The sequence below is a fragment of the Actinoplanes sp. CA-030573 genome (assembly GCF_050951115.1).
Lineage (GTDB): Bacteria > Actinomycetota > Actinomycetes > Mycobacteriales > Micromonosporaceae > Actinoplanes.
The window spans coordinates 4,810,445-4,836,314 of sequence record NZ_CP192038.1; the positions used below are offsets into that span (position 1 = coordinate 4,810,445).

General features: G+C 73.1%; 27 protein-coding genes and 2 pseudogenes. 13 read left to right on the forward strand and 16 right to left on the reverse strand.

The features are described 5' to 3' along the window. The first annotated feature begins 75 nt into the window (after positions 1 to 75). The gene (locus tag ACQP2F_RS22320) at positions 76 to 1,668 is read left to right on the forward strand and encodes an ABC-F family ATP-binding cassette domain-containing protein (protein WP_433306999.1); all 1,593 of its coding nucleotides are present in this window, start codon (positions 76 to 78) and stop codon (positions 1,666 to 1,668) included. Positions 1,669 to 1,676: 8 nt separating this feature from the next. Here ACQP2F_RS22320 and ACQP2F_RS22325 read toward each other — a convergent pair whose 3' ends face one another. Then, positions 1,677 to 1,805: a hypothetical protein gene (locus ACQP2F_RS22325; RefSeq protein ID WP_433307001.1), complete on the reverse strand. Its 129-nt coding sequence runs from the start codon at positions 1,803 to 1,805 to the stop codon at positions 1,677 to 1,679. 79 nt (positions 1,806 to 1,884) lie between these two features. Next, positions 1,885 to 2,391, reverse strand: a complete 507-nt coding sequence (locus tag ACQP2F_RS22330; protein ID WP_433307002.1) for an ester cyclase — start codon at positions 2,389 to 2,391, stop codon at positions 1,885 to 1,887. 64 nt (positions 2,392 to 2,455) lie between these two features. On the opposite strand from ACQP2F_RS22330, the gene ACQP2F_RS22335 reads away from it, so the two are divergent. Together ACQP2F_RS22335 and ACQP2F_RS22340 are read left to right on the forward strand one after the other, a co-directional pair. Further along, complete coding sequence (locus ACQP2F_RS22335) at positions 2,456 to 3,094, forward strand: TetR/AcrR family transcriptional regulator (protein ID WP_433307004.1); 639 nt, start codon at positions 2,456 to 2,458, stop codon at positions 3,092 to 3,094. A 70-nt stretch (positions 3,095 to 3,164) separates the two neighbouring features. Beyond that, positions 3,165 to 4,520 carry a hypothetical protein gene (locus tag ACQP2F_RS22340; protein ID WP_433307006.1) on the forward strand — a complete coding sequence of 452 codons (1,356 nt, stop codon included), beginning with the start codon at positions 3,165 to 3,167 and terminating at the stop codon, positions 4,518 to 4,520. Between the two features lie 69 nt (positions 4,521 to 4,589). Here the strand turns inward: ACQP2F_RS22340 and ACQP2F_RS22345 are convergent, their stop codons facing one another. Then, on the reverse strand, positions 4,590 to 4,994 hold the full coding sequence (locus tag ACQP2F_RS22345; RefSeq protein ID WP_433307007.1) for a DUF4352 domain-containing protein: 405 nt from the start codon (positions 4,992 to 4,994) through the stop codon (positions 4,590 to 4,592). Between the two features lie 108 nt (positions 4,995 to 5,102). Continuing rightward, a complete protein-coding gene (locus tag ACQP2F_RS22350) occupies positions 5,103 to 5,354 on the reverse strand; it encodes a type B 50S ribosomal protein L31 (protein ID WP_433307009.1) in 252 nt (83 codons plus the stop codon). Positions 5,355 to 5,507: 153 nt separating this feature from the next. Between ACQP2F_RS22350 and ACQP2F_RS22355 the strand changes: the two genes are divergently transcribed. After that, the gene (locus ACQP2F_RS22355; protein WP_433307011.1) at positions 5,508 to 6,194 is read left to right on the forward strand and encodes an SDR family NAD(P)-dependent oxidoreductase; all 687 of its coding nucleotides are present in this window, start codon (positions 5,508 to 5,510) and stop codon (positions 6,192 to 6,194) included. A 163-nt stretch (positions 6,195 to 6,357) separates the two neighbouring features. Here ACQP2F_RS22355 and ACQP2F_RS22360 read toward each other — a convergent pair whose 3' ends face one another. Then, positions 6,358 to 7,050 carry a cytidylate kinase family protein gene (locus ACQP2F_RS22360; protein WP_433307013.1) on the reverse strand — a complete coding sequence of 231 codons (693 nt, stop codon included), beginning with the start codon at positions 7,048 to 7,050 and terminating at the stop codon, positions 6,358 to 6,360. 309 nt (positions 7,051 to 7,359) lie between these two features. Between ACQP2F_RS22360 and ACQP2F_RS22365 the strand changes: the two genes are divergently transcribed. Next, positions 7,360 to 8,187 (forward strand): PHP domain-containing protein, encoded by an 828-nt coding sequence (locus ACQP2F_RS22365; protein ID WP_433307015.1) that lies wholly within the window; start codon positions 7,360 to 7,362, stop codon positions 8,185 to 8,187. On the opposite strand, the gene ACQP2F_RS22370 is transcribed toward ACQP2F_RS22365, so the two are convergent. From ACQP2F_RS22370 to ACQP2F_RS22405, 8 genes are all read right to left on the reverse strand, one after another. Further along, a complete protein-coding gene (locus ACQP2F_RS22370; protein WP_433307017.1) occupies positions 8,184 to 8,909 on the reverse strand; it encodes an anti-sigma factor in 726 nt (241 codons plus the stop codon). The two genes, ACQP2F_RS22365 and ACQP2F_RS22370, sit on opposite strands and share 4 nt — an antisense overlap. Then, a complete protein-coding gene (gene sigK / locus ACQP2F_RS22375) occupies positions 8,906 to 9,505 on the reverse strand; it encodes an ECF RNA polymerase sigma factor SigK (protein WP_433307019.1) in 600 nt (199 codons plus the stop codon). Before sigK ends, ACQP2F_RS22370 begins: the two co-directional genes overlap by 4 nt. Positions 9,506 to 9,694: 189 nt before the next feature. Next, complete coding sequence (egtD, locus tag ACQP2F_RS22380) at positions 9,695 to 10,675, reverse strand: L-histidine N(alpha)-methyltransferase (protein ID WP_433307021.1); 981 nt, start codon at positions 10,673 to 10,675, stop codon at positions 9,695 to 9,697. Beyond that, entirely contained in the window at positions 10,672 to 11,421 is a 750-nt protein-coding gene (egtC, locus tag ACQP2F_RS22385; RefSeq protein WP_433307023.1) for an ergothioneine biosynthesis protein EgtC, read from the reverse strand. The genes egtD and egtC overlap by 4 nt, the downstream gene beginning before the upstream one ends. After that, positions 11,422 to 12,720, reverse strand: a complete 1,299-nt coding sequence (gene egtB, locus ACQP2F_RS22390; RefSeq protein ID WP_433307025.1) for an ergothioneine biosynthesis protein EgtB — start codon at positions 12,718 to 12,720, stop codon at positions 11,422 to 11,424. Next, the gene (locus ACQP2F_RS22395) at positions 12,720 to 13,982 is read right to left on the reverse strand and encodes a glutamate-cysteine ligase family protein (RefSeq protein ID WP_433307026.1); all 1,263 of its coding nucleotides are present in this window, start codon (positions 13,980 to 13,982) and stop codon (positions 12,720 to 12,722) included. Before ACQP2F_RS22395 ends, egtB begins: the two co-directional genes overlap by 1 nt. Before the next feature lie 268 nt (positions 13,983 to 14,250). After that, a complete protein-coding gene (locus tag ACQP2F_RS22400; RefSeq protein ID WP_433307028.1) occupies positions 14,251 to 15,459 on the reverse strand; it encodes a mannosyltransferase family protein in 1,209 nt (402 codons plus the stop codon). A gap of 1 nt (position 15,460) precedes the next feature. After that, the gene (locus tag ACQP2F_RS22405) at positions 15,461 to 16,408 is read right to left on the reverse strand and encodes a glycosyltransferase family 2 protein (protein WP_433307030.1); all 948 of its coding nucleotides are present in this window, start codon (positions 16,406 to 16,408) and stop codon (positions 15,461 to 15,463) included. A gap of 183 nt (positions 16,409 to 16,591) precedes the next feature. Between ACQP2F_RS22405 and ACQP2F_RS22410 the strand changes: the two genes are divergently transcribed. From ACQP2F_RS22410 to ACQP2F_RS22430, 5 genes and pseudogenes are all read left to right on the forward strand, one after another. Further along, positions 16,592 to 17,308 (forward strand): DUF998 domain-containing protein, encoded by a 717-nt coding sequence (locus tag ACQP2F_RS22410; protein WP_433307032.1) that lies wholly within the window; start codon positions 16,592 to 16,594, stop codon positions 17,306 to 17,308. A 26-nt stretch (positions 17,309 to 17,334) separates the two neighbouring features. Continuing rightward, on the forward strand, positions 17,335 to 18,579 hold the full coding sequence (locus ACQP2F_RS22415) for a pyridoxal phosphate-dependent aminotransferase (protein WP_433307034.1): 1,245 nt from the start codon (positions 17,335 to 17,337) through the stop codon (positions 18,577 to 18,579). 228 nt (positions 18,580 to 18,807) lie between these two features. After that, positions 18,808 to 19,311 (forward strand): annotated as a pseudogene (locus tag ACQP2F_RS22420) (alkaline phosphatase D family protein); the annotation flags it as partial. Positions 19,312 to 19,471: 160 nt separating this feature from the next. Then, positions 19,472 to 19,951: an alkaline phosphatase D family protein gene (locus ACQP2F_RS22425; RefSeq protein WP_433307036.1), complete on the forward strand. Its 480-nt coding sequence runs from the start codon at positions 19,472 to 19,474 to the stop codon at positions 19,949 to 19,951. A 93-nt stretch (positions 19,952 to 20,044) separates the two neighbouring features. Continuing rightward, positions 20,045 to 20,770: a dienelactone hydrolase family protein gene (locus ACQP2F_RS22430; RefSeq protein ID WP_433307038.1), complete on the forward strand. Its 726-nt coding sequence runs from the start codon at positions 20,045 to 20,047 to the stop codon at positions 20,768 to 20,770. Here the strand turns inward: ACQP2F_RS22430 and ACQP2F_RS22435 are convergent. From ACQP2F_RS22435 to ACQP2F_RS22445, 3 genes and pseudogenes are all read right to left on the reverse strand, one after another. After that, positions 20,752 to 21,297 (reverse strand): hypothetical protein, encoded by a 546-nt coding sequence (locus ACQP2F_RS22435; RefSeq protein ID WP_433307040.1) that lies wholly within the window; start codon positions 21,295 to 21,297, stop codon positions 20,752 to 20,754. The genes ACQP2F_RS22430 and ACQP2F_RS22435 overlap by 19 nt on opposite strands. Before the next feature lie 424 nt (positions 21,298 to 21,721). Further along, positions 21,722 to 22,423 (reverse strand): annotated as a pseudogene (locus ACQP2F_RS22440) (serine/threonine-protein kinase); the annotation flags it as partial. A 48-nt stretch (positions 22,424 to 22,471) separates the two neighbouring features. Next, positions 22,472 to 23,110 carry an NADPH-dependent FMN reductase gene (locus ACQP2F_RS22445; protein ID WP_433307042.1) on the reverse strand — a complete coding sequence of 213 codons (639 nt, stop codon included), beginning with the start codon at positions 23,108 to 23,110 and terminating at the stop codon, positions 22,472 to 22,474. 92 nt (positions 23,111 to 23,202) lie between these two features. On the opposite strand from ACQP2F_RS22445, the gene ACQP2F_RS22450 reads away from it, so the two are divergent. From ACQP2F_RS22450 to ACQP2F_RS22460, 3 genes are read left to right on the forward strand one after another with little or no spacing between them, the layout of a single operon-like run. After that, positions 23,203 to 24,393, forward strand: coding sequence for a GAF domain-containing sensor histidine kinase (locus ACQP2F_RS22450; RefSeq protein WP_433307044.1), 1,191 nt, complete (start codon positions 23,203 to 23,205; stop codon positions 24,391 to 24,393). Positions 24,394 to 24,413: 20 nt separating this feature from the next. Then, on the forward strand, positions 24,414 to 25,529 hold the full coding sequence (locus ACQP2F_RS22455; protein ID WP_433307046.1) for a WD40/YVTN/BNR-like repeat-containing protein: 1,116 nt from the start codon (positions 24,414 to 24,416) through the stop codon (positions 25,527 to 25,529). Continuing rightward, positions 25,526 to 25,822, forward strand: a complete 297-nt coding sequence (locus tag ACQP2F_RS22460) for a MoaD/ThiS family protein (RefSeq protein ID WP_433307048.1) — start codon at positions 25,526 to 25,528, stop codon at positions 25,820 to 25,822. The genes ACQP2F_RS22455 and ACQP2F_RS22460 overlap by 4 nt, the downstream gene beginning before the upstream one ends. Positions 25,823 to 25,870: the final 48 nt, after the last annotated feature.

Sequence of the window (25,870 nt, forward strand, 5' to 3'; positions counted from 1 at the left end):
ACGACATCGCAGGGTGAGCTTCCCCCCGTCCTGTCGTCACGTTCCGTCCCTCCACTCCCTGAGGTGCTTCCCTTCATGTCCATCGTGGGCTCCCACGTGTCTTTCTCCTGGCCGGACGACACCCCTGTGTTCGCCGACCTGTCCTTCACCGTGCCTGCCGGCCGCACCGGCCTGGTCGCCGCCAACGGCGCCGGCAATTGCACGCTGCTGCGCCTGATCGCCGGGGAGCTCGAGCCGGCCGGGGGCACGATCACGGTCGACGGCGTCCTCGGGTACCTTCCGCAGGACCTGCCGCTCACCACCGCCCGCAGCGTGGCCGAGGTGCTGGGGGTCGACGCCCAGGTGCGCGCCCTGCACGCGATCGAGGCCGGCGAGGCCGGCGAAGAGCTGTTCACCGTCATCGGCACCGACTGGGACGTCGAGGAGCGCAGCCGGGCCGTGCTCGACCGGCTCGGCCTCGGCGGCGTCGCCCTCGACCGGCCGTTGTCCACGCTCAGCGGGGGCCAGGTCGTGTCGCTCGGGCTCGCGGCGCAGTTGCTGCGGGAACCCGATGTGCTGCTGCTCGACGAGCCCACCAACAACCTCGACCGTGCGGCCCGGCTGCGCCTGTTCGACGTGCTCGGCGACTTCGCCGGCGGCCTTCTCGTGGTCAGCCACGACCGCGAGCTGCTCGACCGGATGGACCGGATCGCCGCCCTCGAGCGCGGCGAGCTCACCCTCTTCGGGGGCAACTTCGCCGCGTACGACCGGGCCCGCACCGCCGCGCTGGAGGTCGCCGAGAAGAACGTGCGCACCGCCGAGCAGGAGGTCAAGCGGGAGAAGCGGGAGCTGCAGCAGGCGCGGGAGCGGGCCGCGCGACGGGCCTCGACCGCGGCGCGCAACCTGGAGAGCGCCGGGCTGCCGCGGCTCTTCGCGGGGAACATGAAGCGGGGCGCGCAGGAGTCCGCGGGACGGGCCGGGCAGACGCACGCCTCCCGGGTCGCCGAGGCCAAGGCCCGGCTCGACGCGGCCGAACGGCAGCTGCGCGAGGACGACAAGCTCGTGGTCGACCTGCCGGGGACGGCCGTTCCCGCGGGGCGGACCCTCTTCACGGGCGCGGGCCTGCGCGTCCGCGACCTGTTCGACGGTGTGGACCTGAGCATCCGGGGCCCGGAGCGGATCGCGCTGACCGGGCCCAACGGCGCCGGGAAGTCCACCCTGCTGCGGCTGATCGCGGGCGAGCTGACGCCGTCGGGCGGTTCCGCGAGGACCGCCGACGGTCGGGTCGCGTACCTCTCGCAACGCCTTGATCTTCTCGATCCGGACCGGACGGTGGCGGAGAACATGGCGGCGTTCGCGCCCGGCATCCCCGATGCCGAGCGTATGAACCTGCTGGCCCGCTTCCTCTTCCGCGGTGGTCGCGCACATTTGCCGGTACGCGTGCTGTCCGGCGGGGAACGGCTACGGGCGACGCTGGCGTGCGTGCTGTGTGCCTCCCCGCCGCCGCATCTGCTGCTGCTCGACGAGCCGACGAACAACCTCGATCTGGTCAGTGTCGGTCAGCTGGAGAGCGCGCTGTCCGCGTACCGGGGAGCGTTCGTGGTGGTCAGCCACGACGAGCGGTTCCTGAGCGAGATCGGGGTGCGGCGCCGGCTGCGGCTGGAGAACGGCTCGCTGGCCGCCGGCTGAGGGCGAACCTAGCGGTCGCGGCGGCGCAGCAGCAGGATCACGACGATGGCGACCACGACGAGGGCGAAGAAGCCGATCAGCGCGGCGGTGGAGACCGGGGTCTTCGGGCCACCGACCACGGCGAGATCATCCAGCATGCCGGTCTCCGTCCGATGAGGAGGGTTGCGGGTCCGGACGTCGCTGTTCCCCCAACGCCGGGCCGGCAACCCTCCTTCGTCAGGATCGGCGGGCCTGCCGCCTGGCGCGGGCCATCCGCCACAGGAAGACCGGGGTGGGCGGGACCCAGCCGAGCTGGGTGGCCAGCCCGAGGTCGTCCCGGTTGGCCCAGTGCTCGATCACCTGGCCGTCCTTCATCCGGAACCAGTGCGTCTGGGTGATGGCGAACGTGCGGCCGGTCGGCGGCATCGCCTGCGCCACCTCGCCGTGCTCGTCGTAGGACAGGAACGGGCCGACCTGCCGCCCGGACATGGTGCAGTGGACGGCGATCAGCTCCCCGTCGGCCACCGCGTCGTGGATCTCGAAGGACAGGTCGGCGAACCCGGCCCGCAGCCAGTGCGCGGTGGCCGCGAACGCGGCCGGTCCCCGTCCCCGGCAGGCCGGCGGCTCGTCCTTGGCCTCCCGGTTGACCGCCTGCGGGTGAACGCATTCGGTCAGCTCGTCGAGGTCGCCGCAAGCCATGATCGCCATGGACCGGATGCAGACGTCGGTGTCGATGGTGCGCATGATGTCCCCCACTCGTAGAATCGGATACAGTGGAGAAGTATTCGATACTGGTGGACGGTAAGCAATGACGCGTCGCGCATACGACAACACCCGCCGGACCGAGCAGGCGCGGCTCACCCGCCGCCGGGTCCTCGACGCCGCCCGCGAGCTGCTGGTCGAGCGCGGCCCGACGGCGGTCACCATGCGCGACATCGCCCGGCACGCGGGCGTCTCGGCCGAGACGGTCTACAAGACGTTCGGCACCAAGGCGGCTCTGATCAAGGACGTGTACGACGTGACGCTGGCCGGCGACGACGAGCCGATCCCGATGATCGACCGTCCCGAGCTGCAGGCGGTGCTGGCGGCGGCCGGCCCGCTCGACAAGATCGGCCGGTACGCCTTCGCCGCCCGCCGGATCGCCGAGCGCATCGGCCCGCTGCTGGCCCGGTTGCTGGCCGGCGCGCGGGGCGGCGACCCCGACCTGGCGCAGTTCCGGCAGACCATCAACCAGGAGCGTCTGATCGGGGCCGGCGCCATCGTCGGCCACCTGGCCGAGACCGGAGGCCTGCGTCCCGGCCTCGACCAGGACCGGGCCCGCGACATCGTCTGGGCGTTGATCGCACCGGAGGTCTACGAGCTGCTCGTCGCCGACCGGGGCTGGACCCCGGAGCGGTACGAACAGTGGCTGGCGGAGGCGCTCACCGACGCGCTCGTCGCGCGCTGACCCCCGGGGCCGCGGCGTACGGGCGCAAATGTGGTTGTTCTGTGAGGTCTGACCGGCCACCATGGTCGGCATGGCGCTGCGAACGCCGCTTCAGGGTGGCCTTCCGCCGGCGGGCGCGGTGCGCGGCGCCGTCGTGGAGATCGCGTGCGACGAGTCCGGCTTCTCCGGCACCAACCTGCTCGATCCCGCCACCCCGGTCATCACGCACGCGAGCGTCGACCTCGCCCTCACCGAGGCGGCCGGACTCATCGAATCGCTGCGATCGGGCTTCCGCTTCTCGCCGCACGAGCTGAAATCCGGGCAGTTCCTGCGGCGCGGCGAGGCGCTCGGCTGGTTCCTGGGCCAACTGCGGGGGCGCGCGTACGTCCACCTGGTCGACAAGGAGCTCTTCCTGGTGACCCGCGTCGTCGACCTCCTGGTCGCGCCGCCCACCTACGCGGCCGGCACCCGCCTGACCATGTCCCGGCGCCCGGCCGCGCTGGCGCTGTACCGCTCCCGCCACACGGACCGCGCCCGCTGGAGCGAGTTCCTGGCCGCGTTCGTGGACATGGTCCGCCCCAAGCGCCGCTATCCGTCGGGACCCGCGATCGACCGGTTCCTGCGCGCCCGCGACGCGCTGTCCGCGGCCGTTCGGGCCGCAGATGTGTCGCCCACGGATGTGTCGCCCGCGGATGTGTCGCCCGCGGATGTGTCGCCCGCGGATGTGTCGCCCGCGGATGTGTCGCCCGCGGTTGTGCGTGCCGCCGATGCGCTGCCCGCCGTTGTGCGTGCCGCCGACTCGCCAGGCGCCGTGCCGCCTGGCGCCGCCGTGCCGCCTGGCGCCGCCGTGCCGCCTGGCGCCGCCGTGCCGCCTGGCGCCGCCGTGCCGCCTGGCGCCGCCGTGCCGCCTGGCGCCGCCGTGCCGCCTGGCGCCGCCGTGCCGCCTGGCGCCGCCGTGCCGCCTGGCGCCGCCGTGCCGCCTGGCGCCGCCGTGCCGCCTGGCGCCGCCGTGCCGCCTGGCGCCGCCGTGCCGCCTGGCGCCGATGCGTCGGCCGTCGATGTACTGGCCGCGCTCGAGCCGGCGCGCGTGCGGGCCGTCCTCCGGCGCCTCGACGACGAGGACCGGTCGATCCCGCCTCCGCTCGAGCCCCTGCTCCCGGCGCTGGCCGAGGCGGTTCTGCAGTGGAGCGCGGGCGGCCGCCGGGTGCTGGTCGTCCACGACGAGCAGAGCGCCCTGACCGCCGACCGACTGACCCGGCTGCAGCGGGCCCTGGCCGGCGACTCGGGTGTTTCCCCGCTGGCCGGCCTGGTGATGGTCGACTCCCGGGACGACGCCCGGGTCCAGGTGGCCGACCTCCTGGCCGGCGTGGCCCGCCGCTCCCGCGGAACGTTGGTGGGCGAGCTGCTGTCCCCGACCTCCCTGCGCGACCCGGACGACGCTCCCTGACCAGCGTCGCGCCCGCCCACCGCGCGGACCAGCCCCTACCGCCGCGTCTCCCGGGCGCGTGATCGGTGGTCAGGGGAGCGGCACGCTGATGGCCTCCGCGTCGGGGGACTCGCGCAGCTCGAGCTTGGCGATCGTGTGATCAGCCGGTACCCGGTAGCGCAGCCTTCGCTCGATCGTGGCGCCCGGCGCGAGGTCGGACAGCAGCGGATCGTCGAGGCCGATCAGGGTCAGGTCGGCCAGATACTCCCGGCCACCGGTGTCGTAAGCACGGGCGAAGGCGACGCCGGGCGTCCGGGGCGTACGGCCGATGTTATGGATGGTGATGTCCAGCGTGCAGATCTCGGATGCGCAGGCGAATGCGTTCACCGTGTAGGCGAAGCCGGCCGCGCGGGCCGTCGAACCGACCGGGGCCGACGCGCCGCCGCAGCCCGCGGTCAGGGCGACCGCCGCCACCAGCGGCATCCACGGTCTCATGCCGCTGAACATCGGCAGCGCGCGCGACCGCCGAAAGCAAAAGGCAGAAAGCAAAAGGCCGAAAAGGGCCGCCCCGAAACCGAGGCGGCCCTCTCCAGCGAAAGGGTCCTACTTGCCGAAACGGGCGTACTTGGCCCGGAACTTCTCGATCCGGCCGGCCTCGTCGAGAACGCGCGTGCGGCCGGTCCAGAACGGGTGGCTCGCGGCCGAGATCTGGACGTCGATGACCGGGTACGTGTTGCCGTCCGCCCACTCGATCGTCCTGGTGCTCGTGGCCGTCGAGCGGGTCAGGAACGCGTAGTCGGCGTTCCGGTCGCGGTAGACGACGCTGTGGTACTCCGGGTGAATTCCGCTCTTCATGGCAGACCTCCAGGCTGATCGACCACCACAACCGATCCGCCGCACCCGATATTTCGGCCCGGAGTGTGTGCTACGAGTCATAAGCCACATTGATGGCGGACATCACCAACCCGTTCTTCCGTGATGACCGGTCCCTGCCCCAAGGTGAATGCCATGCGCCGAGTTGTGGTCACCGGTTCGGAGTCCGGCATCGGGGCGGCCGTGGTCACGCTTCTTCGAGCCGAGAGCATTGACGTGCTTCGAACCGCTTTCGACGTACGGGATGAAGCTTCGTGGTCCGATCTGGCCGAGTCGCTGCGGGATGCGCCGCCGCGGGGCCTCGTGAACTGCGCCGGAGTCACATGGCGGGCGCGGGTCGGCGCGGTGACCGTGGCCGACTTCGAGCGGGTGCAGGCCGTCAACGTGCTCGGCCCGCTGCTCGGCATCCAGGCCCTCGCCCCGCTGATGGGCCCGGGCGCGTCGATCGTCAACGTCGGCTCGGTGGCCGCGCTGCAGGGGCACTACCCAGTCGCGTACACGGCCAGCAAGTGGTCGCTGCGCGGCGTGACACGCGCCGCCGCGCTCGAGCTCGGCCCGCGCGGCATCCGGGTCAACATCGTGCACCCGGGCTTCATCGACACCCCGATGACCGCCACCGCGCCGCCCGCGTTCCGCGCCGCCAGTCTCGCCGAGTCCCCGCTCGGCCGGGCCGGCACCCCGGCCGAGGTAGCCGCCGTGATCGCTTTCCTGCTCAGCGACGCCGCCTCCTACGTGACCGGCGCCGAGATCCCGGTCGACGGCGGGGCGTCCTCCCACGGAGGCGCCAAGTCGGTCTCGGACGCCCTGCGCGACCCGTCGTAGGGTCTGCTCGCGACGGAAATCCGAACGGCACGCTGCTCGCACGGCTGGTTGTGTCCGGCACCGGGCCGCGACGCCGGTCGAATCAGCCGCTTCGCCGGGACGAGCGGTCGGCGACGGCTCCGGTTCGCGCGGCGGGAAGGTGTTCACCGCCTGCCCGGCGCGATCACCGATCGGCCGGCGGGCGAAGCAGCCCGCTCTCCCACATCGGCCGGCGTGGGTCGTCGTTGTGCACCACGATGTCGGCCTTGTCGGCCGGCCGCGCCGAGGCGAAATAGAGCCGCTGGGCCGGGAGATAACGTTCGCGCCAGCGGCGTTCGACCTCGGCCCGGGACGACACCCGGCGCTCCCGGATCACCGCGCGGTCCACGGTCTCCTCCAGCGCCGTGGACAGGAAGATCCGCAGGTCCCACCGGTCGAACAGTTCCGGGCGCAGGAGGAAGACGCCGTCGAGGAGCAGCACGGCGTCGGCGGGGGCGGTCGCCGGCCGGGGAGAAAGCGTCGCGTCAGCGGCGCGGTCGTAGGTCGCGGTCTGGAAGCGCCGATTACCACCCGGGCCGAGCGGATCGAGCAGAACCCGCTTGAGCGCGCCGCGGTCGTGGGCGTCGAGGTAGCAGCCGTCGGCCGAGAACTCGCCGCGCGCATAGCGCCGGGCCCGCGGAAACAGGAAGTCGTCGATCGTCGCCCGGATGACGTCGCGGCCCGTTGCGCGCAGCACACGTGCCAGCTCGTCGGCGAGGGTGGTCTTGCCGGCGGCCGGCGCCCCGTCGACGGCGACGCGCACCGGGTGCGCGACGCTCACCGACCCGACCGCCGCCGCGAGGTGGCCGAGCAGCTCGTCGCGGGTGCCCCGTTGCATGTGCGGCCCCAACCTGTCGTTGTCACTTGTCCGCGTTGGTGCGCGCCAAGAGGTGGGCCGTGACGAGCGCCGAACGGCCGGCCCACCATCGCTCGAAGTATGCCGCAGGGAATCGTGGAGAGCTCCTAGGTCCTTACGCAGCGGGCCGTCCCGGCAGCGACGCCGGCGCGCCGGTTGCCGGTGGCGCAGCCGTTGTCGCCGGATCCGCCTCATCGCGCGTCCGGATCCAGAGTCCCTTCCTCATCGCCACGCTGCCGGCCGGACGTGGACAGTTCTGGACACCGGCTCCCGATGACGGAGGATGGGGTGGTGAGCCTCCCGGCGGACAGCCATGTGCACAGTGAATGGTCGTGGGACACGCCGGTCGGCGACATGGAGCGGACCTGCGAGCAAGCGATCCGGCTCGGGCTTCCGGCCGTCGCCTTCACCGAGCACGTCGATCATGTCTCGTGGGCGGCGCCGACCGAGGGGCCCTATGTCAGCGCGCACCTCACGGCGGTGGCCGGGGACGACGGCATCGTGCGGCCGCCGGGGTTCGACGCCGACGGCTACCTGGAATGCGTCGAGCGGTGCCGGGAGAAGTTTCCGGGGCTGCGGATCCTCAGTGGGCTCGAGCTGGGCGAGCCGCACTGGTTCGCGGCCCCGACCGCGGCCCTGCTGCACAGCCACAGCTTCGACCGGGTGCTGGGGTCGCTGCACTGCCTCCGGGACGGCGACGGGGTCGCGGAGCCGTGGGCCATATATCCGCACCGGGACGCCGGGGAGGTGCTGCGCGACTATCTGGCCGGGGTCGTCGAGCTGGTCACGACCTGCGACTCGTTCGCGGTTCTCGCGCACATCGACTACGCGCTGCGGTCGTGGCCCGGCGCCGACGTCCGCGACTTCGAGGAGGAGTTCCGGGCGGCGCTGCGGGCGACGGCCGGGACGCAGCGCGCGTTGGAGATCAACACGCGGATTCCGCTGGCGGCGGTCCTTCTCCGGTGGTGGCGGGAGGAGGGCGGGGACGCGGTGAGCTTCGGGAGCGACGCGCACCTGCCGGACCTCGTCGGGCACGGCTTCCGGGAGGCGGCGGCGATGGCCGAGGCGTACGGGTTCCGGCCCGGCCGTCATCCGTACGAGCTCTGGGGCCGCGCTTAGAGCTCCACCGCCGCTACCAGGGGCATCGTCGGCTTCGGGGAACCACCGGGCGGCTCGACCGAGACCCCGACCGCCGACGCCGCGTCCATGCCGGCCACGATCTGCACCGAGGTGGTCCGGCCGGGCGGCAGCGTTCCCTCGGGGACAGGCACGGCCGAGCGGATCGTCCACAGCTGGTAGACGCGGCCGCCGGTCGGTGCGGCAGCGGCGGCGAGCATGATCACGCCGGCGTCGTGCAGGCGGGACGTCGCGACGGTGACACGCCCGCCGCCGGTGACGGGCGACTCCTTCACCACGAGGTCGGGCGCGGTCAGGAGCGCTTGCAGGCGGGCGGAGGCGGCCTCCGCGGTCTCGGCGCGAGCATGCTCATCCCGTACGCGCGAAGTCTGCACCACCGCGACCGCGCCCGCCGCCGCCAGCACCACCGCGGCGGCCGCGGCCGTGAGAACCAGCCGTCGCCGCGGGGAACGCGGGGGAGTGACCCGCGCGGGCGGAAGCTGGGCCACCGAGCCGATCGCCGCCATCACCTGCGTGCGCAACGCCGGCGGCGGCACCGACCACGCCCCGTCCGCGAGCCGGGCCGACGCCGCCCGCAGCTCGTCCACCTCGGCCCGGCAGGCGGCGCACTCGCTCAGGTGCCGGTCGAAGGCCGCCCGCTCGAGGTCGTCGACGGCGTCCAGCACGTACGCGCCGATCAGCGCATGCACGTCGGCGCCGGTCATGCCGTCACCCCCAGACAGTCCCGCAGCCTGATCAGGCCGTCCCGCATCCTGGTCTTCACGGTCGGCAGCGGCGTGCCCAGCAGCTCCGCCACCTGCGGATAGCTGTGGCCCTGGTAGTACGCGAGGGTGACCGCCTCCCGCTGGAGCTCGGTCAGGCCGGCGAGGCAGCGGCGCACCTGCTGCCGTTCGAGGCGCCCGGAGACCTCGTCGGCCACCGCATCGTACGGCGTGTCCACCTGCGCCCGCCCGACGAAGGCCAGCCGTTCGCTCGCCGCCTGCTCGGCCCGCACCCGGTCGACCGCCCGCCGGTGCGCGATCGTGCAGATCCACGCCGTGGCCGAGCCGCGCGCCGGATCGAAGCGGGCCGCCGTGCGCCACACCTCGACCAGCACCTCCTGCGCCACCTCCTCGGCCTGGGCCGGATCGCGCAGCACCCGCCGGATCAGCCCGTAGACGCGCGGCGCGACCAGATCGTAGAGCTTGCCGAACGCCGCCTCCTCACCGCCGGCCACCGCCCGCAGCAGGTGGCCCGGGTCGGGCCGGTCCGGCACCGGCGACAGATGCTCCGGCCGGCGGCTGGTGCCCCGCTCCGCCATGGTCCCGCCTCTCCTGTGGGTGACACCCATCATTCGGGCCGGACGCCGCCCCGGATGGGTGGCATTTTCGGCAGGATGATCCGGCCGGGCATCGTCTCGGTCACCGTGATCCCGGCGGTCGCGGCGACGGTCACCGCGGTCACGACGGTCACCGCGGCTGCGGTCGCGGCGGCGGTCCGCCCGGCGAGGTCAGTCCTCCTGCACGGCGCGGGCCAGCGACACGGCGAACAGCCCGTCGCGGTCGGTCCACCAACGGTCCAGGGCGAAGCCGGCCTCGGCCAGTTCCCGCTCGACGCCCTCGCGGCGGAACTTGGCCGACACCTCGGTGCGGACCTCCTCGCCGGCCGCGAAGTCGACGACCAGGCCGACGCCGGGGATCGTCGCGCGCATCGGCCAGCGGGCGCGCAGCCGCATCTCGATCCACTCGCGTTCGGCGTCCCACAGGGCGACGTGCGCGAAGCCGTCCAGGTCGAAGTCGGCGCCGAGGCTCGCGTTCAGCACCCGCAGCACGTTGCGGTTGAACTCGGCGGTCACGCCCTGGGCGTCGTCGTAGGCGGGCACGACCACGCTCGGGCTCTTCACCAGGTCGGTGCCGAGCAGCAGGTGCTCGCCCGGCTCGAGCACCGCGCGCACGTCGGCCAGGAACGCCGCCCGCTCGGCCGGCACCAGGTTGCCGATCGTGCCGCCGAGGAACGCCACCAGCCGGTCGCCGCCGGTCGGCAGGTGCTTGAGGTGCCGGGTCAGGTCGCCGACGATGTTGTGCACGGCGAGCCCGGGGTAGTCGGCGGTGATCCGGGAGGCGGCCGCGGTCAGCGCGGTCGGCGAGACGTCCATCGGGGCGAACGTGCGCAGCGTGCCGGCCGCGGTCAGGGCGTCGAGCAGCAGCCGGGTCTTGGTCGAGTACCCCGAGCCGAGCTCCAGCAGCGCGGTGGCGCGGGTGACGGCGGCGATCTCGGTCGCCCGGTCGGTCAGGATCTGCCGCTCGGCGCGGGTCGGGTAGTACTCGGGCAGCTCCGTGATCCGCTCGAACAGCTCGCTGCCCCGGGCGTCGTAGAACCACTTGGGCGGCAGCGTCTTCTTCTCGGCGGTGAGGCCGTTGATCACGTCGGCCCGCAGCGAGCGGGCCAGGTCGTCGGCGTCGAGGTGAACTTCGAGCTCGGGCGCGTTCATGCTTCTCCCAGCGGAGTGAAGGAAAGGTCGGAGGCGGTGGCGCTCAGCAGGGTCCGGTCGGGGACCGCGCGCCACGCGGGGTCGTCGTCGAGAGGTTCGGAGGCCACGGTGATCGCGCCGGGCCCGGTGCGGACCGACAGCGAGTGGCCGACGGCGCTCGCCGCGAGCGACGAGCCGTCGGTGACCAGCAGGTTGAGCCGGGAGCCGGGCGCCACCTCGCGCACATCCGCGATCACCGACCTGAGCGATGACGGAAGGGACTCGCCGGAGCGCAGCCGATCGCGGACCAGCAGCCACAGCAGCGCCGCATCGGTCGGTGCGTCGAGGGTCAACAGATCGGCGGGTGGCAGTGTTCCCGCGAGCTTCGCGACCGAGCCCGGCCAGCCGGTGACGACCCCGTTGTGGCTGAAGAGCCAGGGGCCGTCACCGAAGGGCGCCGCCGCCGACTCGGTGACCGGCATGCCGACCGTGGCGCTGCGCACGGCGGCCAGGACCGCGGTCGAGGTCAGCGAGGCCGCCAGCCCGGGCAGCGTGGTGTCGCTCCAGATCGGCGTGTGCCGCCGGTACCGCACCGGCCCGGCCACACCGCTTCCGTACCAGCCGACGCCGAAGCCGTCCGCGTTGATCGTGCCGCCGCCGCGCATGTCGCGGGGCGCCCACGACTGCCGGCTCAGCGAGTGCGGCGGATCGAAGAGCAGCCGCGAAAGCGGCACAGGCGGGCCGAGGTACGCCAGGTGACGGCACATTCAGGCGTCCCGGGCGCAGCGGAACCCGCTGAAGATCTGCCGGCGGATCGGGTAGTCCCAGTTGCGGAAGGTGCCCCGGCAGGCCGCCGCGTCGGTGCCGAACGAGCCGCCGCGCAGGACCTTGTACTCCGTACCGAAGAAGACCTCGGAGTATTCGCGGTAGGGGAACGGCACGAAGCCCGGATAGCCGTGGAAGTCGGTCGACACCCACTCCCAGACGTCGCCGATCAGCTGGTGCACCCCGGCCGGCGAGGCGCCCGCGGGATAGGCGCCGACCGGGGCCGGCCGCAGGTGCCGCTGCCCCAGGTTGGCCCGCTCCGAGGTGGGCGGCTCGTCGCCCCAGGGGAAACGCCGGGACCGGCCGGTCGCCGGGTCGAAGCGGGCCGCCTTCTCCCACTCGGGCTCGGTCGGCAGCCGTTTGCCGGCCCAGGCCGCGAACGCCTCGGCCTCGTGGAAGCAGACGTGCACCACCGGTTCCTCCGGGACGATCCGTGACGTCCGGCCGAACTGCCGGCACGCCCAGCCGTCGCCGTCCCGCTCCCAGTGCAGCGGCGCCACCAGCCCGGCCGCCTGCCGGTGGGCCCAGCCCTCGGCCGACCACCAGCGCTCGTCGTCGTAGCCGCCGGAGTCGATGAACTCGGCGTAGCGGCCGTTGGTGACCGGCGCCCGGTCGATGAAGAAGCCGGGCACGTCCACGGCGTGGGCCGGCCGCTCGTTGTCCAGGGCCCACGCCTCGGTGCTGGTGCCCATCGTGAACGGGCCGCCGGGGACGAACGCCTCGCCCTCGACCGCCGACGTGGCCGGCGGGGGCGGCGGCGCGTCGAGGACCGGGGCGCCGGCGCGCAGTTGATGGGTGGCGAGCATGGTCTCGTCGTGCTGCTGCTCGTGCTGCACGATCATGCCGAACGCGAACCCGTTGTCGACCAGCGGCGACCCGTCGAGCCGGGCGTGGTCGAGCACGTCGAGCACCTTGTCGCGGACGGTCGCCACGTAGCGCCGGGCCTCGCCCGGCCCGAGCAGCGGCAGCTGGGGCCGGTCGCGGCGCGGGTGCTTGAACGCGTCGTACAGCTCGTCGATGTCGCGGCGCACCGGCTCGCGGCCGCCGACGTCGCGGACCAGCCACAGCTCCTCCTGGTTGCCGACGTGGGCGAGGTCCCACACCAGCGGCGACATCAGCGGCGAGTGCTGCCGGACGAGGTCTCCCTCGTCGACGGACTCGGTCAGCAGGGTGGTGCGGTCGCGGGCGCGGCCGAGCTCGGTGGCGACCAGGTCGCGCAGGCGGTCGGTCTGGTAGGTCATCACTGCTCCCCGGCGGTGACGGCGGCACGCAGGCGCCGCTCGATGATGTCGGTGACGGCGCCGTCCAGGTGCGGGGCGGCGAGGTGGGTGAGGGCCTCGGCGCTCCGGCGCAGCGCCGGGTCGGCCAGACCCGTCCGGTACGCCGTGTGCCAGTACCCGGCGACCGGCTCGGCGGCCGCGAGGGCCTGCTCGGTCAGTGACCGGCCGGCGAACAGCGCGGCGACCATCGCGACCGGGGCGAACCATTCCGGGCCGGGCTGGCTGTCGAGGTAGCGCAGCTCGAGGTAGCCGCGCGGGCGCACGGGCGGGAACAGCGTGCTGAGGTGGTAGTCGACGTCGTCCACGGTCGGCGGCCCGGGCAGCGCCCCGCCGACCCAGTCGGCCAGTGTCATCCCGGGCGGCGGATCCCAGCAGCCGCCGCCGCGCCGCACGCAGAGCAGGGGAGCGGCCAGCGCGTACCGCGCCCAGGCCCCGGCCGGGTCGCCGGCCGGACCGGCCGGCGGATGGGTGACCCGCGGATCCATGCCCCACCAGGTCGCCATCCGGGCCGAGGCGAGGCCGGTGTCGCGCCCGGCGTGCCGCGACGAGTTGGCGAAGAGCGCGAGCAGCGGCGGACCGAGCGCCAGCGCCGTGCGCCACCGCAGCGGCACGTCGCCCGGCGTGCCGGCGTCGAGGCAGACCTGCAGGCCCGCGGTGCTGCACATCATGATCCGGCCGTGCCGGCCGCGGGCGTCGAAGGTGCGCTCCATGGCCGCGTAGCGCGGGGTGTCGAGCAGGCGCCGGGGTGGCCGGTGCGGGTCGATGCCGTGCTCGCCGAGGCGCAGCCCGGCGTCGTCGAGCAGGGCGGTGAGGTAGGCCAGATCGGCGGTGACGGCCGCGTGCAGCGCGGCGGTCGAGGAGGCCGGGGCCGAGGAGATCTCCAGCTGGCCGCCGGGCTCGATGGTGAGCGTGCCGCCGGCGGGCAGCGGATCGGGCGTGCGCCCCGCGGTCCCGCCGGGTGAGGCGGCCGGGCCGGGGGAGCCGGCTCGGGGAGCGGGATCGAGGAGGGCCGGCGTGTGCCGGCCGAGGGCGTGTCGCAGGGTCTCGCGGTCGAGGGGCGCGCGGGGCGCCGCGGTGTGGTGAACGGTCCATTCGAGCTCGGCGCCGATCAGCGCCGGTGGGCCGGTCTTGAAGCAGATGGCGCGGATGTGCGCCTCCACTTCCTCCTGAGTGCGCAGCCGGCGGCTGGTGGCCGCGGCCGCGTCGTGGTCGAGCGTCGTCACTGGACGGGCTCCCGTCGTCACGAAACGTGGGCCTTGCGGACACTACGACGGGGGTCCGACAACTTTGCGAACGAGCCGGTGGATCGGCGGTGTATTTACGGGGGCCTTGCTGCGGATTCGCCAGCCTTGTGACCTGCGTCACGGCGAGGCGAGCCGGTCGAGCGTCAGCGCGGCCGGCGACCCGTCCGGCCGGCGGATCTCGTCCTCCCGCACGGTCATCCCCGGGTTGCGGTAGACGACCCTGCTGCATCACGCGATCCGCACACGCTCAGGCGACCAGGAAGGTGCCGGCCGTGAACACCACCAGGAGGACGGCGTGCAGGGCGACGCCGATGGTCAGCACCGCCCGGTCGACCAGCCGGTCGGCGCCGGCCCGGGCCAGCACGAGGAAGATGGCGACGGCCTCCATGGCGTAGCGCGCGGCGGACTGCATCGAGCGGCCGCCGACCTCGGTCGACATCAGCAGGAGCAACGTCAGCGCACCCTGGACGACCAGGTAGAGCTGGTCGCGGCGGAAGCGGAGACGGCCCTTGACCGCCAGGACCAGCAGCACCGCCGCGAGCAGGACGGTGCCCGCGTCGAGCAGGGCGCCCAGAGTGGACGGCGACAGCAGCGGGTGGGCGTGCGCCTGCCGGAGGGAGATGAGCCACGCCTCGCCGGGGACCGTGTAGCGCCGGCCCCACTGGTCCTGGGCGATGCTGAACGCCAGCGGGCTGCCCAGGTCGATCGCGCAGTAGACGGCGTAGGCGACGACGCCCAGCGGCACCAGCAGGATCGCCAGGGCGTCCGGCCGCAGCCGGATTCGCCGCGGGCCGGCCTCGAACAGGCCGGCCTGCCGCAGGTACTCCACGGCGAGCGGCGCCATCAGCAGCACCCCGAACAAGCGGGTGGCCGACGCGAGGGCGCCGAGCGAGCCGGCCAGCCACCAGTGCCCGCGGCGCCCGGCGTACAGCGCCCCGATCGCCAGCAGCAGGAACAGCGACTCGTTGTAGCCGATGAAGAGGAAGAACCCGGTCGGGAAGGCGGCCAGGTACCAGGTCGCGCGCTGGGCCACCGCCGGCCCGAACTCGTGCTCGGCCAGCCGGTGCAGGACAGCGAGGGCACCGGCCGCGGCCGCGTTGGCCACGACCAGGGCGCTGACCAGGGCGCCGCCCGGCAGCAGGACGTCGGTGACCCGGATCAGCAACGGATAGAGCGGGAAGAACGCGGGGAAGCCCGGTCCCAGGTGGTAGCCGTGCTCGGCGATCCGCACGTAGTGGCCGGCGTCCCACCGGTTCCAGCCCAGAAACATCGCGGCCAGGTCCGGGACCTGGCCATCCTTGCGGGGCAACCACGCCAGGGCACTCACCAGCAGGTGGACGACGAAGATCGTGGACCACACGGCGAGGGCCGACCGGATCGCCGTCCGCCAGGGACGGCGGGCCGGCGCGGTCGCCGTCCCGGCCGCGGACGCCGGTCTCTCGAGGACGGTCTGCACGTCAACGGCCCGTCGTGGCGTACGGGCGGCTCAGCGAGTCGGAGCTCACGACGTACGGCGGCCGCCCCTGCAGTTGGGTGAAGACGCGCGCGACGTACTCGCCCAGAAGGCCCAGGCACAGCAGTTGCAACGCACCCAGGAACACCATCGCGACCAGCAGCGACGTCCAGCCCGGCACCACGGTGCCCCACAGATGCAGGGCGATCCCGGCGCCGGCCAGGGCGACGCACAGCGCAATGCCCGCGCAGCCCAGCCAGGTCGCGACCCGCAGCGGCGCGGCCGAGAAGCCGGTGATGCTGTCGACGGCGAGGCGCACCATCCGGGCGATCGGGTACTTCGAACGGCCGGCCGCGCGCCGTTCCCGCACGTAGGTCACCTCGCCGCTGGGCAGCCCCAGCCAGGGCACCAGCAGGCGATAGACCGGCAGGTGCTCGGGCAGCTCGGTCAGCGCGTCGACCGCGGTCCGGCTGAGCATCCGGAAGTCCCCGGCGTGGCGCGGCACCGGGCTGCCGACCACCCGCCGGACCAGCCGGTAGTACAGGCCGGCGGTCCACCTCTTGAACGCGGTGTCGGTGCTGCGATCGGCCCGGACGCCGTACACCACGTCGAGCCCCGACGTCTCGGCCAGCCGCAGCATCTCGGCGATGACCTCGGGCGGGTCCTGCAGGTCGACGTCGAGGCTGACCACGTACTGCCCGCGGGACCGGTGCAGGCCGGCGGTGAGCGCGTTCTGGTGCCCGCTGTTGCGCCGCAGCCGGATGACGCGCAGCTCGGGCCACTCCCGGCGGATCAGCTCCAGCACCATCGGCGTGGCGTCGCGGCTGCCGTCGTCGACGGTGATCACCTCGTAGTCCACGCCGAGCGCGTCGAGCACGGGACGCAGCCGGCCCGCGAACAGCGGAAGCACGTCCTCCTCGTCGAAGACCGGGACAACGACCGACAATCTCATGCGTACCTCCCCTTGGTGATCTTCAGCCCGGAGAGGGTGACCCACGATCAAGGGCAAGATCGGGCGCCGGTACGCGAGGTGGCACGTTCATGGGAGACGTGTATGCCGCGCGGCATAGGCGTCCGCCCCGGGGTCGTCCGCGCGGGAGTCGTGGCCGCCCCGGCGCCGCCATAGCTTCGGCGCATGACATCAACACGGGGACGGCGGGCGCTGATCGGATGCGGAGCCGCCGGAAGCATCGGATTCCTCATTCTCTTCCATCTGGACGCGGCCACCCGCGAGGGTTTCGTCCTGCTGCGGCACGGGCCCAGCCTGCTGATGCTCGGCCCCGGCGGCTGGGTGCAGATCGTCAACTTCATGGTCTGCGGGGCGCTGATGATCGCCTGCTCGGCCGGGCTGCGGGCGGCCGGCGCCGGGCGCTGGGGGCCGCGACTCATGGCGGTGTACGGGGGCGCCATGATCGGCACGGCCGCCTTCGTCACCGACCCGCAACTCGGCTTCCCGCCGGGCACGCCCAGCGACCGGCTGCCGGGTACCAACGCGCCCGAGACGTGGCACGCCACGCTGCACACGGTGGCGGTGATGGTGCTCTATGCCGCGGCCACGGCGGCGTGCGCGGTGTTCGCCCGGCGGTTCCGGGCACAGGAGGGCGGTCGTTTGTGGGCGGCCGGTCTCGTCGTCAACGCGGTCGCGGCGCCGGTGGTGCTCGTGGTCGGCGCGTTCTACCTGCAGACCGAGTCCGTCGGCAGCCGGTGGTTCCAGCTCGCGGACGGGATCGCCGGGCGGATCATCATTCCGCTCGGGTGGGTCTGGGCGGCCGCGGTCTCGGTGCGTTACTTGCGCACGACACCCGGATCTGAACGAAACGCGCCCCTCGCCCGTACTGACGGACGGCGATGAAGCCGGCGGACGGAGAAGGAGTCGCGATGGCCGGGACCGGAATCGACACCTCGATCCTGCACAAGGGAGCGCACAGTGCGTCTTATTTCGATCTCGCTCGAAGCGCCGGTGAGGGCGTCGAGATCGTCGACTTCTGCATTCCGTGCAATCCGTACTTCCCGACGCCGGAGATGTTCGACGAGCTGTCCCGCGATCTGCGGAACATCCTGAAGTACTACCCGTCGGACTCGATGGGCATCACCAAGAAGCTGGCCAGCGTGCTCGGCCTGCACCCGCAGACGGTCGCGATGGCCAACGGCTCGACCGAGCTGATCACCTGGATCGACCACCTGCTGATCAAGGAGAGCGTGGCGATCCCGATCCCGACCTTCGGGCGCTGGACCGACCAGCCGTTCGAGACCGGCAAGCGGGTCGACATGTTCCCGCTGCAGGAGCGCGACGGCTTCCGGCTCAACCTCGACGACTACGTGCGCTTCATCCGCGAGCGCAACTCCCGGGTCGCGGTGATCTGCAACGTCAACAACCCGGACGGCAACTACATCCCGCGGCGCGACGTCATCCGGTTCATGGACATGCTCGGCGACCTCGACCTGGTGGTCATCGACGAGTCGTTCATCGACTTCTCCGACGCCGAGCAGTACCCGTCGGTCGGCCCGGACGCGGTGATCCGGCCCAACACGGTGGTCCTCAAGAGCCTCGGCAAGAACTTCGGGCTGCACGGCATCCGCTTCGGCTACATGCTGGCCAACCCGGCCATCGCCGGCACGATCGGCAAGGCGCTGCCGAAGTGGAACCTCAACTCCCTGGCCGAGAAGGTCGTCTTCATGATTCAAGAGCATGAGGAGGAGTACGAGGACAGCCTGCGCCTGCTGAGCCGGGACCGCCGCGGCATGGCCGGCGAGCTGTCCCGCGTGCCGGGGCTGACCGTCTTCCCGTCGCAGGGCAACTTCATCCTGGTGAAGCTGCCGACCGAGTGGTCCGGCACCGCCCTGCGCGACTTCCTGGTCGCCAACCACGGCGTCTACACCCGGGAGTGCGGCAACAAGCTGGGCATGACCAGCCAGTTCATGCGGCTCGTGGTGCGGCCGGCGCGCGACGTCGACCGGCTGATCGACGGGATGATGGACTACGGCCGGCAGTTCCTGCCCCGCCCGCAGTACGACGACATGCGCGGCGGCTGGGACAGCACGATGGACGACGTCCCGAACAATCTCATCCAATATCCGACGCGCCGGACGGAATACACCGCGCGCCGGGCGGCGAACCAGTAGGTGGGCGGGGGCGCCCTGGCGGGGGTGCCCCCACCCACACTCTAGGTCCGCTGTTCAAGGGCCGTACACACAAGTTTCCGGTTGACCCCGCATGGTTACCGCATGCCGCACCACCTCGGCACGCTCGCCGCGAGCCCGTGGGTCCTGGTGCTCCTCCGATGTGGATCGGGGCCCGAGCGGGTCAGCGGCGATCCCGTGCCCGACGGTGTGATCCTCTGGACCCGCCTGATGACCGGCTCCGGCCGCCCGGTCGAGGTGGACTGGCAGGTCACGCACGACGAGCGCTTCCGCCGGGTGGTCCGTGCCGGCCGCACCTGGGCGCACCCGTCGCTGGCCCAATCGGTGCACGTCGACGTCCGCAGACGCGCGCCCGGCCGGGAGTACTTCTACCGGTTCCGCGCCAAGGGCCACATCAGCCCCCTCGGCCGTACGCGTACCGCACCGTCCCGGCGCGACGACTGCTCCCGCCTGCGGTTCGGCATCGTGAACTGCCAGGACTTCCAGAACGGCTACTGGCCCGCCTACCGGGGACTGGCCACCGACGGCCTTGACCTCGTCGTGCATCTGGGCGACTACATCTACGAGTACGACCCGTCGAGCCGTTTCGCCGACCGCAACCACACCACGCCCGCCACCCCGGGTCTGGACCAGCTCGTCACCCTGGACGACTACCGCGCCCGGCACGCGCAGTACAGGAGCGATCCGGCGCTGCAGGCCGCGCACGCCGCCTTCCCGTGGATCGTGACCTGGGACGACCACGAGACCGAGAACAACGACGCGTCGCTGATCGACGAGATCGACGACACCGGCGCCCGCCACCAGACCGTCGCCGCGTTCGCACGGCCTCGACCACTCGCCGGCCCGCTGGAACGTGATCGCCCAGCAGGTGATGATGAGCCGCATCAAGTTCCCGAACCCGGCGGGCGGCGTCCCTCCGCTGCTGGCCAACCTGGACCCTTGGGACGGGTACGCGCCGCAGCGCACCCGCCTGCTGACCCATCTCGCCGAGGCGCGGGTCGCGAACCCGGTCGTGCTGGCCGGCGACAGCCACTCGACGTGGTTCAGTGAGCTGCGCACCGACTTCGACGACCCGTCGGCCGCCCCCGTCGCCGTCGAGTTCACCGCGACGTCGGTGAGCTCCGACTTCCCGATCGCCTTCGACGCCCCGCTCAAGGCGCTCAACCCGACCCTCAACCCGCACGTGCGCTACTTCGACGGTTCCCGGCGGGGCTACCTGCGCTGCTCGGTCAACCGCGCGGCGTGGCACACCGGCGTCCGCACGGTGGAGACCATCGAGGTCCGTGAGAGCCCGGTGACCACCTCGGCGTCGTACGCGGTGGAGGCCGGCACCGCTGAGCTCGTGAAAGCCTGACTTTCCGGTCCGCGGCCGACCCGGCGCACCGCCGGGGATCGGCAGCGGCGCGCCGCCGGAGATGCGCTGGTCAGCCCGGTAGGGTCGGGCGGCATGAAGGTACGCGAGGACGAGGTCCGGGTGGCGGACGGGATCCGCACCAAGGTGATCCGCCCGGCCGGCCCGGGGACCTGGCCCGGCCTGCTGCTCTACACCGACATCTTCCAGCTCACGGAGTCGACCCTGCGCACCGCCCGGCGCTTCGCCGCGGAAGGGTTCGTGGTCTGCGTACCCGAGATCTATCCGCACGGTGAGCTGGCCGGGGTCGCGCTCGAGTTCGACGACGCCGGCAAGGCGGCCGGACTGGCCGGGGCGGCCGCCACCACCACTGCCCAGTTCGACGCCGACCGTACGGCGGTGCTCGACTACATGGCCGGCCGCGACGACATCTCGGCGCTGTTCGTCACCGGCTTCTGCATCGGCGGGCACCTGGCGTTCCGGGCCGCGTTCGACGAGCGGGTGGCCGCCACCGTCTGCTTCTATCCGACCGGGCTGCAGAACGGCGGGCTCGGCGCCGACGACCCCGGCTCGCTCGCCCGCGCGGCCGACATCCGCGGCCGCCTCATGGTCGTCTTCGGCTCGCAGGACCCGCACGTGCCCGCCGACGCCCGCCTGCAGATCGTCCAGGCCCTGTACGCGGCCGGCCACGACGACCTCGAGCTGCACATCTACCGCGGCGGCGAGCACGCCTTCATGCGCGACATCGGCCCCCGCCACGACCCGAAGCTCACCGACCTCGCCATCGCCGAGGCCGTCTCGTTCTACGCCGGGCGCGAGTAGCCGGCCTTGGCCCACAATTCGCGCAGGTGGGCCAGCGCCTGCGCGGTGTCGGGGGTGCGGGCGGTGCGCAGGATGAGGGCCAGCGGCGGGGACTGGACCGGGTAGTTGTCGAACCAGATCTGGTCGTTCCAGTCGGGTCGGCCGGCCGAGCCGATGTCCACCTCGTACTCCCGGTAGAGGCCCTTCGCGCCGCCGGGGGCGCTGGCCGGGCCGCGCTCCAGCCTGATCTTGCCGGCCAGCGGCTTCATCCGGTCGTTCCGCTCGCGGATCGTGTCGCGGTGGCCGCCGGGCTGGTAGCGGATGAGGTAGAGCGACGTCGAGCCGTCGACCGGGCAGCGCCAGCGCTCGTCCTGCTTGTCGCCGGGCGTCCCGTCCCGGGTGCAGCCGTCCAGCGGCCAGCCCCGGGCGAAGTCGCGCAGGTCGGCGGGCAGGGCCGAGGCGTTGCCGGTGCCGCCGTCGCCGTTGTCGCCGGCGTAGGCGCGGACGAGCAGGCCGGCGGCGGCGCCGGCCACGGCCAGCGCGACCACCGGCGGCGACCAGGCGGCGGCGGGTTCGCCGGGTACCGTTCCGGCCGGGGGTCGCGGCCTCCGGCGCCTGGGCGGTGCGGTCGGCGAATTCGGCGTCCGGCGCCTGGGCGGTGCGGCCGGCAGAAGCGGCGTCCGGCGCCTGGGGGGTGCGATCGGCTGAAGTGGCGCCCGGAGTCGGGGCGGTGCGGCCGGCGGAAGGTGCGCGCTCGGTGCGGCCGGCGGAGGCCGCACGCTCGGCGGGGCTGGCGGAAGAGGCGCGCTCGGTGCGGCCGGCCGAAGCGGCCCCCGATGCACGCGCGGCGCTCCAGAACCGGCCGCGCCCGGTCCCGGCGGTCGCCGCCGGGTCCGCCAGCGCCGCCACGAGCTCGTCGGCCGAGGCGTACCGGTGCGTGGAGTCCTTGCTCATCGCGGCGGCCACGATGGCCCGCAGCGGCGCGGGGACGTCGTCCGGCAACGGCGGCGGCTCGCGCATCACATGCATGGTGGCGACGGCGATGACGCTGTCGGCGTGGAACGGCGGACGCCCGCTCAGGCACTCGTACGCCACCACGCCGAGCGCGTAGATGTCCGAGGCGGACGTGGCCGGGCCGCCGTGGAACAGCTCGGGCGCCATGTAGGTCGCGGTCCCGATGTTCTGGCCGGTGCCGGTGATCTGGTCGCCGGCGGCCGTACGCGCGATGCCGAAGTCGGTGAGCACCACCGAGCCGTCCTCCCGCAGCAGCAGGTTGCCCGGCTTGACGTCCCGGTGGACCACGCCCTGCCGGTGGGCGGCCGCCAGCGCCCGGGCCGCCTGCGTGACGATCGGCACGGTCTCGCGGGCGCTCAGCCGCCCCCGCCGCTCCAGCAGCTCGGCCACCGAGCCGCCGGGCACGTACTCCATGACGATGAACGGGCCGCCGGGGGAGTCGCACACGTCGTAGATGTCGATGATGTTCTCGTGGCGGACGCTGGCCATCGCCCGCGCCTCCCGGCGGAACCGCTCGGCGAACTGCGGGTCCTGGGCGAGCCGGGCCAGCGGCAGCTTGAGCGCGACGTCCCGGCCGAGCACCGTGTCGACGCCACGCCAGACCTGGCCCATGCCCCCGTCGCCGAGGAGCTGCCGCCGCTCGTATCGCCCGTCCTGCATGCGCGAAAGATTAACCGTGCCGGTCCAGCACGGCTTATTCGCCGGGGCCTATTCGCCGGGCCGCCAGATCTCGGCCCGCCAGCTGCGGAACGGTGTCGCGTCGTTGCGCTGCACGACCGGGTAGAGGCTGGAGACGGCCTGCCACGACGGCTGCGCCTTCGGCGCGGGGGCGGCCAGCGCCCGGGCCAGGGTCTGCAGCGTGTCGAGCAGGGCCTGGTGCAGCTGCGGGTCGGCGACCGTGCCCTCGCCGTCGAGCGCGGCCTGGCTGAGCGGGATGCGTACGCACGCGGCGTGCAGCACCTTGGCCCCGGCGTGGGCGAGCACCGTCTCCAGCGCCGCGCAGGCGCCGTCGTCCTGCCCCGGGGTCGCGACCGACAGCCAGGCCGCCGGCCGGCCGGTCAGGTCGCCGCCGTCGACCAGCCAGTCGAGCAGGTTCTTCAGGCTCCCCGGCATCGACCCGGCGAACTCGGGCGTGCTGAACAGCACCGCGTCGGCCGCCGCCACCTGCAGCCGCAGGAACCGCACCGGGTCGGGCCCCTCGCCCGGCTCGAAGGCGGGCAGGTCACGCAGGCCGTCGTAGAGCGCGGCACTGATCCCGGCCGGCGCGAACCGGGCGACCGTCCGCAGCGCCGCCGTGTGCAGCGAGTCCGCCCGGGTGTTCCCCGAGATCAGCAGGATACGGGTCATGGGAAGCGACGATACGGCTTCGCTCAGATCCGGCCACGGACGGCCGACCGTAAGGGATACCTTCACCGACGCGACACCGACGGGACTTGACTGTGAGCGAGCAGAGCAGATTGGCGGCGTTGTACAGCTACGGTCTGCTGGATGCCGTGCGACCGGTGGTGCTGGACGACCTGACCCGCCTGGCCGCCCGGATCTTCGACACCCCGATGGCGATCGTCTCGCTGGTCGACGCGGACCGTCAGTGGTTCGCCGGCAAGACCGGCATGGCCGACAGCGAGACGTCCCGGGACATCTCGTTCTGCGCGTACATGATCGACAACCCTCGCCCGCTGATCGTCCCCGACGCCCGGCTCGACCCCCGGTTCCGCGGCTACCGCAACGTCACCGGCGACCCGTTCATCCGGTTCTACGCCGGGGTGCCGCTGGTCGGCGACGGCGGGCACGTGCTCGGCAGCGTCTGCGTCGTCGACCGGGAGCCGCGCACGATCGGCTCGGAGCAGGTGCAGATGCTGGGCGACCTGGCGGCGCAGGCGGCCGGCCACCTCGAGGCGATCCGTGAGCAGACCAAGCTGGCCGCGCTCGACGCCGAGCTGTCCCGGCTCAGCGGCCGCGAGCAGGACCTGGTCGCCACCGTGTCGCACGAGCTGCGCACGCCGGTGACCACCATGCAGGGCTACCTCGAGATGCTGGTCGAGGCGCTCGGCGAGCAGGAGCAGCTGGCGTCGTACCGGCGGATGATCGACCCGATCCGGCGCAACGGCGACCGGCTGGTCCGCATGGTCGACCACCTGCTCGCCGGGGCCCGCCCGGCCGGCGCGCCGGAGCAGCAGGACGGCCTGGTCGACCTGACGGCGGCGGTGCGCGGCGCGGTCGCGAGCTGCGAGCCGCTGGCCGGCGAGCGCGGCGTGCGGCTCGAGGTCGGCGGCGGTCACGAGCCGGTGTACGTGGCCGGCGAGGCGGCCGGGCTCGGCCAGGCGGTCGAGCATCTGATCCGCAACGCCATCCTCTTCTCGTCCGGCGGCGGCACGGCCCGGGTGGAGATGGACGGGGCCGGGGTCGAGGTCACCGACGAGGGCGCGGGCATCCCGTCCGACGAGCTGCCGTACGTGTTCGAGCGCTTCTACCGGGGCGGCTACGCCCGGCGGCAGGCGGTGCCGGGCATGGGCCTCGGCCTGCCGATCGCGTGGCGGATCGTGACCGCCCACGGCGGCAGTCTCACGGTGTCCTCGCCCGGCCCGGATCAGGGAACCAGCGCTCGGGTGCTCTTGCCCGCAGTGGGGTGACCCGGGTCACAATAGGGCCCATGACTTCCGTACGACTGCTGGTCGGCACCCGCAAAGGCGCGTTCACCCTGACCGCGGACGGCACGCGCCGGGACTGGACGGTGAGCGGCCCCCACTTCGGGGGCTGGGAGATCTACCACGTCAACGGCTCCCCGGCCGACCCGGACCGGCTGTGGGCGTCGCAGTCCTCGGGCTGGTTCGGCCAGGTCATCCAGCGCTCCGACGACGGCGGCCGTACCTGGGACGCGGTCGGCAACGACTTCGCGTACGACGGCGAGGCCGGCGAGCACCTCTGGTACGACGGGACGCCGCGCCCGTTCGAGTTCAAGCGCATCTGGCACCTCGAGCCGTCCCGCACCGACCCCGACACGGTCTACGCCGGCGGCGAGGACGCCGCCCTCTACCGGTCCACCGACGGCGGCGGCAGCTGGGCCGAGCTGCCGGCGCTGCGCACCCACCCGTCGGCGCCGAGCTGGCAGCCCGGCGCCGGGGGCATGTGCCTGCACACGATCATCCTCGACCCGGCCGACCCCGACCGGATCTTCGTGGCGATCTCGGCCGCCGGCGCCTTCCGCACCGACGACGGGGGCAAGAGCTGGCAGCCGATCAACCGGGGCCTGCGCTCCGGCGGCATCCCCGACGAGGACGCCGAGGTCGGCCACTGCGTGCACCGGCTGGCCATGCACCCGTCCCGGCCCGACGTGCTCTACATGCAGAAGCACTGGGACGTGATGCGCACCGACGACGCCGGCGGCAACTGGCGCGAGATCAGCGGCAACCTGCCCACCGACTTCGGCTTCCCGATCGCGGTGCACGCGCACGAGCCGGAGACGGTGTACGTCGTACCCATCACCAGTGACTCGGAGCATTACGTGCCCGAGGCCCGTCTGCGCGTCTACCGCAGCCGCAGCGGCGGCGACGAGTGGGAGCCGCTCACCCGGGGGCTGCCCCAGGAGAACTGCTACGTCAACATCCTGCGCGACGCCATGGCGGTGGACACCCTGGACGAGTGCGGCGTCTACTTCGGCACGACAGGCGGCCAGATCTACGGTTCCCCCGACGGCGGCGACTCGTGGCAGCCGCTGGTCCGCGACCTGCCCGCGGTGCTGTCCGTGGAAGCCCAGGTGCTGCCGTGATCCGGGTGATCCTGCCGCCGCACCTGCGGGCGCTGGCCCGGGTGAGCGGCGAGGTCCGGGTCGCCGTCGACGCGCCGGTCACCCAGCGGGTGGTGCTCGACGCGGTCGAGTCGCGGTATCCGATGCTGCGCGGCACGATGCGTGACCGGGGCACCGGAAAGCGGCGGGCGCTGGTGCGCTTCTTCGCCTGCGAACAGGACCTGTCCAACGAGTCGCCGGACGCCCCGCTGCCCGCGCGCGTCGTCTCCGGCGAGGAGCCGTTCATGGTGGTCGGCGCCATGGCCGGCGGTTGAACCGGGCGCGGAAAGTTCTTTCCTTTCCGAGGGGGGCTGCCGATAAGG

Bases quoted from the DNA above. Each gene is read 5' to 3' on its own strand.
- ACQP2F_RS22330 (WP_433307002.1), bottom strand. From the start codon at position 2,391: ATGCGCACCATCGACACCGACGTCTGCATCCGGTCCATGGCGATCATG.
- ACQP2F_RS22335 (WP_433307004.1), top strand. From the start codon at position 2,456: ATGACGCGTCGCGCATACGACAACACCCGCCGGACCGAGCAGGCGCGG.
- egtB (WP_433307025.1), bottom strand. From the start codon at position 12,720: ATGACCTACCAGACCGACCGCCTGCGCGACCTGGTCGCCACCGAGCTC.
- ACQP2F_RS22455 (WP_433307046.1), top strand. From the start codon at position 24,414: ATGACTTCCGTACGACTGCTGGTCGGCACCCGCAAAGGCGCGTTCACC.
- ACQP2F_RS22410 (WP_433307032.1), top strand. From the start codon at position 16,592: ATGACATCAACACGGGGACGGCGGGCGCTGATCGGATGCGGAGCCGCC.
- ACQP2F_RS22370 (WP_433307017.1), bottom strand. From the start codon at position 8,909: ATGACCGGCGCCGACGTGCATGCGCTGATCGGCGCGTACGTGCTGGAC.
- ACQP2F_RS22345 (WP_433307007.1), bottom strand. From the start codon at position 4,994: ATGAGACCGTGGATGCCGCTGGTGGCGGCGGTCGCCCTGACCGCGGGC.
- ACQP2F_RS22415 (WP_433307034.1), top strand. From the start codon at position 17,335: ATGGCCGGGACCGGAATCGACACCTCGATCCTGCACAAGGGAGCGCAC.
- egtC (WP_433307023.1), bottom strand. From the start codon at position 11,421: ATGTGCCGTCACCTGGCGTACCTCGGCCCGCCTGTGCCGCTTTCGCGG.
- ACQP2F_RS22405 (WP_433307030.1), bottom strand. From the start codon at position 16,408: ATGAGATTGTCGGTCGTTGTCCCGGTCTTCGACGAGGAGGACGTGCTT.
- egtD (WP_433307021.1), bottom strand. From the start codon at position 10,675: ATGAACGCGCCCGAGCTCGAAGTTCACCTCGACGCCGACGACCTGGCC.
- ACQP2F_RS22320 (WP_433306999.1), top strand. From the start codon at position 76: ATGTCCATCGTGGGCTCCCACGTGTCTTTCTCCTGGCCGGACGACACC.
- ACQP2F_RS22430 (WP_433307038.1), top strand. From the start codon at position 20,045: ATGAAGGTACGCGAGGACGAGGTCCGGGTGGCGGACGGGATCCGCACC.
- ACQP2F_RS22355 (WP_433307011.1), top strand. From the start codon at position 5,508: ATGCGCCGAGTTGTGGTCACCGGTTCGGAGTCCGGCATCGGGGCGGCC.
- ACQP2F_RS22425 (WP_433307036.1), top strand. From the start codon at position 19,472: ATGAGCCGCATCAAGTTCCCGAACCCGGCGGGCGGCGTCCCTCCGCTG.
- ACQP2F_RS22445 (WP_433307042.1), bottom strand. From the start codon at position 23,110: ATGACCCGTATCCTGCTGATCTCGGGGAACACCCGGGCGGACTCGCTG.
- ACQP2F_RS22350 (WP_433307009.1), bottom strand. From the start codon at position 5,354: ATGAAGAGCGGAATTCACCCGGAGTACCACAGCGTCGTCTACCGCGAC.
- sigK (WP_433307019.1), bottom strand. From the start codon at position 9,505: ATGGCGGAGCGGGGCACCAGCCGCCGGCCGGAGCATCTGTCGCCGGTG.
- ACQP2F_RS22360 (WP_433307013.1), bottom strand. From the start codon at position 7,050: ATGCAACGGGGCACCCGCGACGAGCTGCTCGGCCACCTCGCGGCGGCG.
- ACQP2F_RS22340 (WP_433307006.1), top strand. From the start codon at position 3,165: ATGGCGCTGCGAACGCCGCTTCAGGGTGGCCTTCCGCCGGCGGGCGCG.
- ACQP2F_RS22325 (WP_433307001.1), bottom strand. From the start codon at position 1,805: ATGCTGGATGATCTCGCCGTGGTCGGTGGCCCGAAGACCCCGGTCTCC.